Here is a 12,463-nt window from a genome sequence, read left to right on the forward strand (position 1 = left end):
GTTCGACAAAATGAAAAAATCCGCGTCGCCGTTGCATGCCTTCCGTTTCCGTGTCGTTTGCGCCGCGATCGCCGGCGCGCTGTCGCTCGCATCGTGCGGCGGCGTCGACAGCGATCCGCCGCCGCAGGCCAATGCGACGCCCGCGGCCAAGCGCCCGAACATCCTGTACATCATGGCCGACGATCTCGGCTATTCCGACATCCATGCATTCGGCGGCGAGATCAGTACACCGAACCTTGACGCGCTCGTCGCGTCGGGCCGCATTCTGTCGAACCACCACACGGGCACCGTATGCGCGATCACGCGCGCGATGCTGATTTCCGGTACCGATCACCACCTCGTCGGCGAAGGCACGATGGGCGTGCCGACCGACGAGCGGCGCGGGTTGCCGGGCTACGAGGGCTACCTGAACGATCGCGCGCTATCGTTCGCACAACTGCTGAAGGACGCCGGCTATCACACTTATATCGCGGGCAAGTGGCACATCGGTTCGGGGATCGTCGGCAGCGCGACGGGCAGCGGACAGACGCCGGACCAGTGGGGCTTCGAGCGCAGCTACGTGCTGCTCGCCGGCGCGGCGACGAACCACTTCGCGCACGAACCGGCCGGCTCGTCGAACTACACGGAGGACGGCAGCTACGTGCAGCCGGGCCAGCCCGGACAACCGGGCGGCGCGGGCGGCAGTCCGGCCGTGTTCTATTCGACCGACTTCTATACGCAGAAGCTGATCTCGTACATCGATTCGAACAAGCGGGACGGCAAGCCGTTCTTCGCGTACGCGGCCTACACGTCGCCGCACTGGCCGCTGCAGGTACCGGACCCGTGGCTGCACAAATATGCGGGCGTGTACGACGCCGGCTACGACGCGATCCGCAACGCGCGGATCGCGCGACAGAAGGCGCTCGGGCTGATCCCGACCGACTTCAAGCCATTTGACGGCCTTCCGGAAACGACGTCGGCATCGCTGGCCACGGCGAACAACGGCACCGCGAACGCGAAGTACATCAGCGCCGTGCATTCGGCCGCCGACGGCTACAGCGACTACGGCACCGGCAAGGTCGACAAGCTGTGGGCGAGCCTGAGCCCGGCCGAGCGCCGTGCGCAGGCGCGCTACATGGAGATCTATGCGGGGATGGTCGAGAACCTCGACTACAACATCGGCCTCTTGATCCAGCACTTGAAGGATATCGGCGAATACGACAACACATTCATCATGTTCCAGTCGGACAACGGCGCGGAAGGCTGGCCGATCGACTCCGGCGCGGACCCGACGGCGACCGACACCGCGAACGGGCAGGACCCGGTCTATTCGACGCTCGGCACCGACAACGGCAAGCAGAACGCGCAACGGCTGCAGTACGGGCTGCGCTGGGCCGAAGTGAGCGCGACGCCGTTCCGGCTCACGAAGGGTTATTCGGCCGAAGGCGGCGTGTCGACGCCGACGATCGTGCGTCTGCCGGGGCAGACGCGGCAGTTGCCGACGCTGCGTGCGTTCACGCACGTGACCGACAACACGGCGACCTTCCTCGCGGTCGCGGGCGTCACGCCGCCGTCGCAGCCGGCGCCGCCGCTCGTGAACACGTTGACGGGCGTCGATCAGAACAAGGGCAAGGTCGTCTACAACAACCGCTACGTCTATCCGGTGACGGGGCAGTCGCTGCTGCCGGTGCTCACCGGCTCGGCGACGGGCGAAGTGCATACGACGCCGTTCGGCGACGAAGCGTACGGCCGCGCGTACCTGCGCAGCGCCGACGGCCGCTGGAAGGCGTTGTGGACCGAGCCGCCGCTCGGGCCGCTCGATGGCCACTGGCAGCTGTACGACCTCGCGGCGGACCGCGGCGAGACGACCGACGTGTCCGCGCAAAACCCGTCGGTGATCAGCACGCTCGTCGACCAGTGGAAGACCTACATGAGCAACGTCGGCGGGGTGGAGCCGCTGCGTCCGCGCGGTTACTACTGAGGGCGACACGATGCGGTTCCGCTTCCGGACACTCGGCGCGGCGCTCGCGGCCACGCTGTTCGCGGCTGCGTTCGCCGTCGGCTATGGGAGCCCGTCGGCGTCGCCCGGCGGCGCCTTCGACGACGCGAATCGCGGCCGTCCGCTCGCGCCGCTCGGCTCCGAACGGCAGTGCGAGCGCTACTCGGGGTTGCCGGCGAAGTGGCGCGACGACCCGAAGGCCGGGATGGTGCACCTGAGCGGCGGCGCGTTCGTGTTCGGCAGCACACGCGGCTATGCGGACGAGCGTCCGGCTAGTGACGGCAAGACGCGTGTCGGCGGCTTCTGGATCGACCAGACCGACGTGACGATCGCGCAGTTCGCCGCGTTCGTGCAGGCGACCGGCTACGTGACCGAGGCCGAGCAGCAAGGCGGCGCGGCGGTGTTTCATGTGCCGACGCGCGACGAGTTGAACGCGCGCGATCTCGCGTGGTGGACGTGGGTGAAGGGCGCATCGTGGCGGCAGCCGCGCGGCCCCGGCAGCGGCGTCGCCGGGCTCGGCAACCTGCCCGTCACGCTCGTCACGCAGCGCGACGCGCTCGCGTATGCGCGCTGGCTCGGCCGCGATCTGCCGACCGAAGCCGAATGGGAATACGCGGGCAAGGCCGGTCGCGACGACGCATCGCTCGACGCGGCGCCGCGCGACGCGCAGGGCAAGCCGGCCGCGAATTACTGGCAGGGCGCGTTCCCGGTGCTCGATACGGCCGAGGACGGCCACGCGGGGCTGGCGCCCGTGGGCTGCTACGCGGCGAACGGCTTCCGCCTGTACGACATGATCGGCAACGCATGGGAATGGACGAAAGATGCATACACGGGCCCGCATCAGTCGCACACGAACGGCGACACGGCGGCCGTCGCGCCGCCGACGCGGCGGCACGACACGCCGATGGTGATCAAGGGTGGTTCGTTCCTGTGCTCGCGCGATTACTGCGTGCGCTATCGCGCGTCGTCGCGTGAACAGCAGGAAGCCGATCTCGGCGCGTCGCATATCGGGTTTCGCACGATTCTGAGGGATGCGTCATGAAGCAGGCGCTGTGTGTCATTGCGGTGTCGCTGACCGTTGCGTGCGGCCTCGCTCATCCGGCCGGGGCCGCCGCCGAATCCGCCGCGCCGGCGGTACGTGTCGGCGTGACGCGCGGCGTGCACGCGGACATCCTCGACGAGGTGAAACGCGTCGCGGCCAAGCGCGGGCTGCGTGTCGACGTCGTCGAATTCGACGACGCGTCGCGCATCGATGCCGCGCTCGCGGACGGCATGATCGACGCGGCGAGCTTCGAGGACGCGCAGCGCCTTGCCGCGACGCGCACGGCGAAAGGCTATGCACTGACCGCTGTCGCGCCGACCGTCACGTTGCCGATGGCGCTCTATTCGCGAAAGCTAAGGAATCTGAACGATTTGCAGCCCGGTGCGACGGTCGCGATCCCGGCCGATCCTCGCGGGATGGCACGTGCGCTGGTGCTGCTGCAGAACGACACGCTCGTGACGCTGCGCGAAAAGGCCGGCCTGCATGCGACGCTGCGCGACGTGACGGGCAACCGGCTTGCGCTGAAATTCGTGGCCCTGCGCCGTGACCGGCTGCATGCGGCGCTCGACTCGGCCGTGTTCGTCGCGATGGACAGCGAGGACGCCGCGCGCGCGGGACTGCAGCCGGCGCGCGACAGCATCAATCTCGAGGATGCACGCTCGCCGTATGCGAACGTGCTGACCGTGCGCGACGCCGACCGCACGAAGCCGTGGGCCGCGCAACTCGTCGCCGCGTATCACTCGGACGACGTCGCGCATTTCATTCTGACGCGCTACCAGGACTCGGTGCGACGGCCGTGGTAGACCGCTATCGTCTCGCGTGCAATGCGTGCGGGCGCTGCTGCAACGGCGCGCGCTGCGTGCCTTACACTTGCCGCTCTCGCGTGATGCGGTCCGCCGGGTTCGCGTCGGCTACGGAAGCGCGACGGTCGTGCTGATGTACGCGATATCCGGCTGAGTCTTGAACAAGTACGGCATGGCGCACTTCCCGGACGATCGCGTCGACGACGCATCGTTCAGTTTGCGCGTTGCGGGTCGACGTCGCGCGGTGCGTCCGTCTGCGTCGCGCGCGCCCAGATCGGGAACATCGCGTTCCGGACCGACGTCTGCGCGTCGATGACCTTGCGATGATCGATGCCGGGCAGGTCGAGCAGCCGATCGACCGCCGCCTTCGCACCTTCCGCGTCCTGCGGGAACGCGCAGGCAAGCTGCTTTCGCGTGTCGAACAGCATCCACCACACGTCGGATACGAACGGCCCCTGGTCGTTGGTCTCGATCGCCACCGCGCCGAGTGCGGACAGCGCGATTCCGCGTATCGCGCCTTGCGGGTCGACGGCACTGATCTGCGTGTCGGTCGCGGTGACGGTCCATCCGCCCGGCTTGCCGATCGAGCGGATCGGCACCGTGCCGGCATGCGACGCATCGGCGGCACCGTTTTCGGCCGCGACGGAAACCTCGCCCGTCGCGACAGCGCCTCTCATCTTGCGCTCACCGACCCACGGCAATGCCGCCGCGCCGACCATCGCCGCGATCCACAGGTAGTACCCGAATCCGAAATCGCGGATCGTTTCGACCCGTGCGTCGGTCGGCAGCGTGTGCCACGCGAGCGCGAGCACCACGACGACGCCGAGCAGCCCTGACACGATCCGGTTCGGCTTGACAAGCGCGGCGACGAGCAGCGGATTGCCGAACCATGCGAACTGCAGGTCGAGTATTCCGAGCCAGCCGAGCGCGAGCACCGTGTAGCCGTGCCACCAGCTCACCGCACCGGCCCCATTGGGCGGCTCGGCGAACGCGGGCAGCAGCAGCGACGCGACATACACGGCGATGACGACGATGCGCGCGCGTTTCAGGGACGGGTTGGAAGCGGTGCGAGTCTGCATGTCTGCCTTCTTGTTTCTTGTCGTGCAGGGGCGTGCGAAACGATGAATGCCTGACGGCCATGCCGGCATTCACGAAGCGAAGCGGGCGTCACAAGCGCCGAACGCGATTGTGGGCGATTCGCGCGGCGATGTCGAACCACCTCAAAGCACCTCAAAGCGCCTCAAAGCACCTCAAAGCGCCTCAAAGCACCTCAAAGCGCCTCGACCAGCAACCGGTTGCTCTTCTCGCAATACTCGTGACACGCAGCCCGCGCCGCGATCGACGCGCCGTGCACGAATTTCGGCGCATCCGCCCGCCGCGACATCGACACGACGATCGACGGCGGCGACGGCTGCAGCGGCAGTTCGACGACCTCGCCGCTGGCGATCAACGCATCGACGAACAGGACCGGAATCGCCGCCACGCCGAAGCCGTCGCGCACCAGCTGCACGATCACCGAGATCGACGGCGAGCCGGTGATGCGCGTCTCCGACAGCGGCACGCCATGCGCGTGCGCCAGCGTGCGCACGATGTCCTCGAGCGCACGGTGGGGCGCGGTGCCGCGCCCGTAGGTCAGGATCGGCTGGCGCAGCACCTGCCGCGCGAGCCCCGTGCGTGCGGTCGGGAGCAGCCCGGCGCGCGCGATCCAGCGCACCGGATAGTTCGCGAGCGCGTCGCAGACGACCGATGCCTCGTCGCTGCCCTCCACGCGAATGATCAGATCGAGCTCGCCGGCCATCAGCCGGCGCTGCAGCACGACGCTGACGTCGACGGTCAGGTCGATCTCCAGTTGCGGATAGTCGGCGGCGAGGCGGCGCAGGTAATGCGGCAGCCAGCTGTGCACGACCGTCTCGATCACGCCGAGCCGCAGCTTGCCGCGCAGCGCGCTTTCGCCGGCGGCGGCGGCCTGCAGTTCGTGCGTGGCCTCGACGACGGCCTTCGCATAGCCGAGCAGATATTCGCCGTTCGGCGTGAGCCGGAACTCGCGGCTGTCGCGATCGACGAGCACGGTCTGCAATTCGTCCTCGAGCGCCTTCAGGCGCTGCGAGATCGCGGCCGGCGTCGCGTGCAGCGCGGCGGCCGTCGTGCGGAAGTTGCGCAGCTTCGCGAGCGTGACGAAGGTTTCGAGGAAACGCGTGTTCATGGCGGTCGGCAAGGCGTTGGGCGCGCAGCTTCCCCCGCTGAAAAAATGAACGGGACTGGGGAAAACCCGGTTCCGTGTAAAGAAATTCTATACACACGGCGCAAAAAAACTCGTTGGCGACAAAATTTTTTCTTTTCTATTCTTCGCCGTATCCGCTGACGCAACCGTCAACCTGACGACATACCGATCCGCCAACGACCATCATGACACCTTCCGAATTCCGCCAGTCCGTACGCAACGGCGCGTTCCGCAGCCCGACGGCCGGCCAGTGCGGCCCGTTCGCGCAAGCGAACCTCGCGATCCTGCCGAACGCGTACGCGCACGATTTCCTGCGCTTCTGCCAGGCGAATCCGAAGGCGTGCCCGCTGCTGGGCGTCGGCGAACCGGGCGCGTTCCGGCTCGACGTGCTCGGCGAGGATCTCGACATCCGCACCGACGTGCCGAGCTACAACGTATACCGCGACGGCCGCCTGACCGAGCGGGTCGAATCGATCGAGGCGCTGTGGCGCGACGATTTCGTCGTGTTCGCGATCGGCTGCTCGTTCTCGTTCGAGGACATGCTGGCGCGTGAAGGGATCGGACTGCGCCACATCGAGGAGGGTCGCAACGTGCCGATGTATCGCACGTCGATTCCGAATCGCCGTGCGGGGATCTTCGGCGGGCAGCTGGTCGTGTCGATGCGGCCGCTGCGCGGCGCCGACGCGATCCGCGCGGTGCAGATCACGAGCCGGTTTCCGGGCGTGCATGGCGCGCCGGTCCATATCGGCCATCCGCGTGAACTCGGCATCGCCGATCTCGGCGCCCCCGATTTCGGCGACGCCGTGACGGTGCGCGACGGCGAACTGCCGGTGTTCTGGGCGTGCGGCGTGACGCCGCAAACCGCGCTGATGGAAGCGAAGCTGCCGCTCGCGATCGCGCATACGCCCGGCTACATGCTGATGACCGACATCACGAACGCGTCGCTGGCCGTGTTCTGACCCGACCGACGCCGGCGGCCCGCGCGGTCGCTGGTCCGGCCCCGACGCGGCGGCGCGCCGCCGCCGCAGACGATCCGCCCGACCGGAGGGCGGCGCGCAGCCGCGGCCCGGCGATCGCGAGCGCGACGCACGACGCACGACGCACCACGCACCACGCACCACACGCACGGTTTCGACCGCACATTTCGACAGGAGCTTCACCATGGAAAGCAAGACCCTCGCGGCGCCCGCCGCCGACCCCGCGGGCCCCGCGCGCAACGGCCTGTTCGGATGGTATGCGGACGCGCAACCGCGCGAGCGCCGCGCGTTCTGGAGCTGCAAGGTCGGCTACATGCTCGACGGGATGGACACGCAGATGCTGTCGTTCGTGATCCCGACGCTCGTCGCGACCTGGGGCATCTCGCTCGCGGACGCCGGCTTCATCGGCACGATGACGCTGCTCGCGTCGGCGCTCGGCGGCTGGATCGCCGGGATCCTGTCCGACCGGATCGGCCGCGTGCGCACGCTGCAGCTGACGGTGCTGTGGTTCGCGGTGTTCACCGCGCTGTGCGGACTCGCGCAGAACTATCACCAGCTGCTCGCGGCGCGCGCGCTGATGGGCTTCGGCTTCGGCGGCGAATGGACGGCCGGCGCGGTGCTGATCGGCGAAGTGATCCGCGCGCGCGATCGCGGCAAGGCGGTCGGCCTCGTGCAGTCGGGCTGGGCGATCGGCTGGGGGCTGTCGGCGCTGCTGTATGCGCTGCTGTTCTCGGTGCTGCCGGCCGAGCAGGCATGGCGCGCGCTGTTCCTCGTCGGCCTCGCGCCCGCGCTGCTGGTGGTCGTGATCCGCCGCTACGTGAAGGAGCCCGACGTCTACGAGAAGGAGAAGGCCACGCAGGCGAAGGTGGCCGACGCGCCGCGTCTCACCGAAATCTTCGCGCCGAAGCTGCTGTCGACGACGCTGCGCGCGGCGCTGCTGACGACCGGCGCGCAAGGCGGCTACTACGCGATCACGACCTGGCTGCCGACGTTCCTGAAGACCGAGCGGCACCTGACCGTGATGGGCACCGGCGGCTATCTCGCGATGATCATCTTCGGCTCGTGGGTTGGCTACCTGGCGAGCGCATACCTGACCGACCGCCTCGGCCGCAAGCCGAACTTCATCCTGTTCGCGCTCGGCTCGATGGTGATCGCGTTCTCGTACACGTCGCTGAACCTGACCAACGCGTCGATGCTGTGGCTCGGCTTCCCGCTCGGTTTCTTCGCGTCGGGCATCTTCTCCGGGATGGGCGCGTTCCTCACCGAACTGTTCCCGACCCGCGTGCGCGGCTCGGGCCAAGGCTTCTGCTACAACGTCGGCCGCGCGATCGGCGCACTGTTTCCGTTCCTGATCGGCGCGCTGTCGAAGCAGTACGGGCTCGGCATGAGCATCGGCATCTTCGCGGTCGCCGCATACGGCGTGGTGATCGTCGCCGCGCTGACGCTGCCCGAAACGCGCGGCCGCGAACTCGACGCCGCCTGAGCGGGCATCCGCCCGCCGCCTTTTTACCGCTCCCTTTTCATCGAAGCCCTCACGCGGCGCGCGACGCGCGCCGTGCGGCGGCGCTCGTCCTTCGCTTCAACGACGCATCGAGTTCATCGCCATGACTGACCGACAACCTTCCCCCGTTTCCTCCGACGCCGCGCGCTGGCAATTCTGGATCGACCGCGGCGGCACCTTCACCGACATCGTCGCGCGCCGGCCCGACGGTTCGCTCGTCACGCACAAGCTGCTGTCGGAGAATCCCGAGCAGTATCGCGATGCGGCCGTGGCCGGCATCCGCCACCTGCTCGGCCTCGCCGACGGCGAGCCGATCACGCCCGAACGCGTCGACATGGTGAAGATGGGCACGACGGTCGCGACCAACGCGCTGCTCGAACGCAAGGGCGAACGCACCGCGCTCGCGACGACGCGCGGCTTCCGCGACGTGCTGCGCATCGCATACCAGAACCGCCCGCGCCTGTTCGATCTCGACATCGTGCTGCCCGATGCGCTGTACGAGACCGTCGTCGAAATCGACGAGCGGGTCGGCGCGCACGGCGACATCGTCGTGCCGCTCGACGTGCAACGCGCGGAAGCAGCGTTGCGCCGCGTGTTCGACTCGGGTGTGCAGGCGCTGGCCATCGTGCTGATCCACGGCTATCGCTACACCGCGCACGAACGCGCGCTGGCGGACCTCGCGCGCCGGATCGGCTTCACGCAGGTGTCGGTGTCGCACGAGGTGTCGCCGCTGATGAAGATGGTGTCGCGCGGCGACACGACCGTGGTCGACGCGTACCTGTCGCCGATCCTGCGCCGCTACGTCGAGCAGGTCGCGCACGAGATGCCCGGCGTGAACCTGCAGTTCATGCAGAGCAGCGGCGGCCTGACGCGCGCCGATGCGTTCCAGGGCAAGGACGCGATCCTGTCCGGCCCGGCGGGTGGCATCGTCGGAATGGTGCGCGCCGCGCGCGCGGCCGGCTTCGAGCGCGTGATCGGCTTCGACATGGGCGGCACGTCGACCGACGTATCGCACTACAACGGCGAATTCGAGCGCGTGTTCGAGACGCAGGTGGCCGGCGTGCGGATGCGCGCGCCGATGATGAGCATCCATACGGTCGCGGCCGGCGGCGGCTCGGTGCTCGGTTTCGACGGCGCGCGGCTGCGCGTCGGGCCCGAATCGGCCGGCGCGAACCCCGGGCCGGCCGCGTACCGGCGCGGCGGCCCGCTGACGGTGACCGACTGCAACGTGATGCTCGGCAAGATCCAGCCGGATCACTTCCCGCGCGTGTTCGGCCCGCACGCGGACGAACCGCTCGACCGCGACGGTGTGGCGGCGAAGTTCGCGGCGCTCGCCGACGAGATCCACGCGGCGACCGGGCGGCGCGACACGCCCGAGGCGCTGGCCGAAGGGTTCCTGGAAATCGCGATCGGCAGCATGGCGAACGCGATCAAGAAGATCTCGGTGCAGCGCGGCCACGACGTGTCGCGCTACGTGCTGACGACGTTCGGCGGCGCGGGCGGCCAGCACGCGTGCGGCGTGGCCGACGCGCTCGGGATGACGCAGGTGTTCGCGCATCCGCTCGCGGGCGTGCTGTCCGCCTACGGGATGGGGCTTGCCGACCAGACCGCGATGCGCGAGCGCGCGGTGGAGGCCGTGTTGTCCGACGAATCGTTGCCGACGCTGAATGCCGCGCTCGACCGACTCACCGACGAGGCGGTCGGCGCGTTGCTCGAACAGGGCGTGCCGCCGGCGCGCATCGCGACCGAGCGCCGCGTGCACCTGCGCTACCAGGGCACGGATTCCGCGCTCGACGTGCCGGCCGGCAGCGTCGCGGCGATGCAGCAGGCGTTCGAAACCGCGTACCGGCAACGCTACGCGTTCCTGATGCCCGGCACGCCGCTGGTCGCCGAACTCGCATCGGTCGAGGCGATCGGCCGCTCCGATGCACCGGTCGAGATCGCACCGCTCGAGCCGCGCGACGAGGGCGCGGCGCCGCACGCGCACAGCGCCGTGCGTTTCTATTCCGGTGGCGAATGGCACGACGCGGCGCTGTACGTGCGCGACACGCTGCTCGCCGGCGACGCGATCGACGGCCCCGCGATCGTCGCGGAGAAGAACGGCACGACCGTCGTCGAACCCGGCTGGCGCGCGCGGATGACCGCGCAGGGCAACCTCGTGCTGACGCGCACGACGCCGCTGCCGACGCGCCGCTCGCTCGGCACCGACGCCGACCCGGTACGGCTCGAGATCTTCAACAACCTGTTCATGTCGATCGCCGAGCAGATGGGGCTGCGGCTGCAGAACACCGCGTATTCGGTCAACATCAAGGAGCGGCTCGACTTCTCGTGCGCGATCTTCGACGGAAACGGCAACCTGATCGCGAACGCGCCGCACATGCCCGTGCACCTGGGCTCGATGGGCGAGAGCATCCGCACGGTGATCGAGCGCAACCGCGGCCGCATGCGCGACGGCGACGTGTTCATGCTGAACGACCCGTATCACGGCGGCACGCACCTGCCGGACGTGACCGTCATCACGCCGGTGTTCGCGGACGGCTCGGACACGCCGCTGTTCTACGTCGGCTCGCGCGGCCACCACGCGGACATCGGCGGCACCACGCCGGGCTCGATGCCGCCCGATTCGACGCACATCGACGAGGAGGGCGTGCTGATCGACAACTGGCAACTCGTGTCGGCGGGCGCGCTGCGCGATGCCGACACGCGCGCGCTGCTCGCATCGGGCCGCTATCCGGCGCGCAACGTCGAACAGAACATGGCCGACCTGCGCGCGCAGATCGCGGCGAACCAGAAGGGCGTCGACGAACTGCGGCGGATGGTCGAGCAGTTCGGCCGCGACGTCGTGCTCGCGTTCATGCGACACGTGCAGGACAACGCGGAAGAGGCGGTGCGGCGCGTGATCGGTGCGCTGCAGGACGGCGCGTACCGCTATCCGCTCGACAACGGCGCGGAGATTCGCGTCGCGATCCGCGTCGACCGCGCGGCGCGCCGTGCGGAGATCGACTTCACCGGCACGTCCGCGCAGCTCGACAACAACTTCAACGCGCCGAAGGCCGTCTGCATGGCTGCCGTGCTGTACGTGTTCCGTACGCTGGTCGGCGACGACATCCCGTTGAACGCCGGCTGTCTGAAGCCGCTGACGGTGATCGTGCCGGCGCGTTCGATGCTGAACCCCGAGTATCCGGCGGCGGTCGTGTCGGGCAACGTCGAGACGTCGTCTGCGATCACCAACGCGCTGTACGGCGCGCTCGGCTGCGTCGCATCGAGCCAGGGAACGATGAACAACTTCACATTCGGCAACGATCGCTACCAGTACTACGAGACCATCGCCGGCGGCAGCGGCGCGGGCGACGGTTTCGCGGGCGTCGGCGCGGTGCAGACGCACATGACGAACTCGCGGCTGACCGATCCGGAGGTGCTCGAGTGGCGCTACCCGGTGCGGCTCGATTCGCATCGGCTGCGCGCGGGTTCCGGCGGCGGCGGGCGCTGGCGCGGCGGCGACGGCGCGGTGCGGCGGATCCGTTTCCTCGAGCCGATGACCGCGTCGATCCTGTCGAACAACCGGATCCATGCGCCGTTCGGTGCGGCGGGCGGCGAGGCCGGCGCGCTCGGCCGCAACACGATCGAGCGGGCGGACGGCACGGTCGAGACGCTCGAGCACGTCGGCCGCGCGCAGATGGCGCCGGGCGACGTGTTCGTCGTCGAAACGCCGGGCGGCGGCGGTTACGGCGCGGCGGGCTGAGCGGCTCGACGCAACGGAATGTGTGCAATGCAACGCGCGGAAGCGGTGCGGCGGCGTGCCCGCCGGACGGTTTTCGCGCGTCGCGGCCGGGTCATCGCACCGGTTCCATCAGATGCCGCCGCAATGCCTGCGCGACGCGGCGATATATTCGCGCGCGCTAATCGGCCCGATATTGCAGCGAGTATGGGAATAAAGTCGT

The 12,463-nt window shown here is 68.8% G+C and carries 8 protein-coding genes; 6 read left to right on the forward strand and 2 right to left on the reverse strand.

All coding sequences use genetic code 11. The features are described from left to right. The first annotated feature begins 10 nt into the window (after positions 1-10). From HWX22_RS18200 to HWX22_RS18210, 3 genes are read left to right on the forward strand one after another with little or no spacing between them, the layout of a single operon-like run. Positions 11-1,960, forward strand: coding sequence for an arylsulfatase (locus HWX22_RS18200; RefSeq protein WP_175916162.1), 1,950 nt, complete (start codon positions 11-13; stop codon positions 1,958-1,960). A 10-nt stretch (positions 1,961-1,970) separates the two neighbouring features. Then, positions 1,971-3,020: a formylglycine-generating enzyme family protein gene (locus HWX22_RS18205; RefSeq protein ID WP_175916163.1), complete on the forward strand. Its 1,050-nt coding sequence runs from the start codon at positions 1,971-1,973 to the stop codon at positions 3,018-3,020. Next, positions 3,017-3,823 carry a MetQ/NlpA family lipoprotein gene (locus tag HWX22_RS18210; protein WP_175916164.1) on the forward strand — a complete coding sequence of 269 codons (807 nt, stop codon included), beginning with the start codon at positions 3,017-3,019 and terminating at the stop codon, positions 3,821-3,823. Before HWX22_RS18205 ends, HWX22_RS18210 begins: the two co-directional genes overlap by 4 nt. Positions 3,824-4,035: 212 nt before the next feature. Here HWX22_RS18210 and HWX22_RS18215 read toward each other — a convergent pair whose 3' ends face one another. Both HWX22_RS18215 and HWX22_RS18220 read right to left on the reverse strand, forming a co-directional pair. Then, positions 4,036-4,902, reverse strand: a complete 867-nt coding sequence (locus HWX22_RS18215) for a hypothetical protein (protein ID WP_175906766.1) — start codon at positions 4,900-4,902, stop codon at positions 4,036-4,038. A gap of 191 nt (positions 4,903-5,093) precedes the next feature. Beyond that, positions 5,094-6,026, reverse strand: a complete 933-nt coding sequence (locus HWX22_RS18220; RefSeq protein ID WP_044847290.1) for a LysR family transcriptional regulator — start codon at positions 6,024-6,026, stop codon at positions 5,094-5,096. Between the two features lie 203 nt (positions 6,027-6,229). Here HWX22_RS18220 and HWX22_RS18225 point away from each other — a divergent pair, with 203 nt between their 5' ends. From HWX22_RS18225 to HWX22_RS18235, 3 genes are all read left to right on the forward strand, one after another. Beyond that, positions 6,230-7,003 carry a putative hydro-lyase gene (locus HWX22_RS18225; RefSeq protein ID WP_175916165.1) on the forward strand — a complete coding sequence of 258 codons (774 nt, stop codon included), beginning with the start codon at positions 6,230-6,232 and terminating at the stop codon, positions 7,001-7,003. Between the two features lie 202 nt (positions 7,004-7,205). Then, positions 7,206-8,504, forward strand: a complete 1,299-nt coding sequence (locus HWX22_RS18230) for an MFS transporter (protein WP_175906765.1) — start codon at positions 7,206-7,208, stop codon at positions 8,502-8,504. 121 nt (positions 8,505-8,625) lie between these two features. Then, positions 8,626-12,264: a hydantoinase B/oxoprolinase family protein gene (locus HWX22_RS18235; protein WP_175916166.1), complete on the forward strand. Its 3,639-nt coding sequence runs from the start codon at positions 8,626-8,628 to the stop codon at positions 12,262-12,264. The last annotated feature ends 199 nt before the right edge of the window (positions 12,265-12,463 follow it).

Source organism: Burkholderia sp. BCC1638, assembly GCF_902833195.1.
In the GTDB taxonomy this organism is placed as follows: Bacteria; Pseudomonadota; Gammaproteobacteria; order Burkholderiales; family Burkholderiaceae; genus Burkholderia; species Burkholderia diffusa.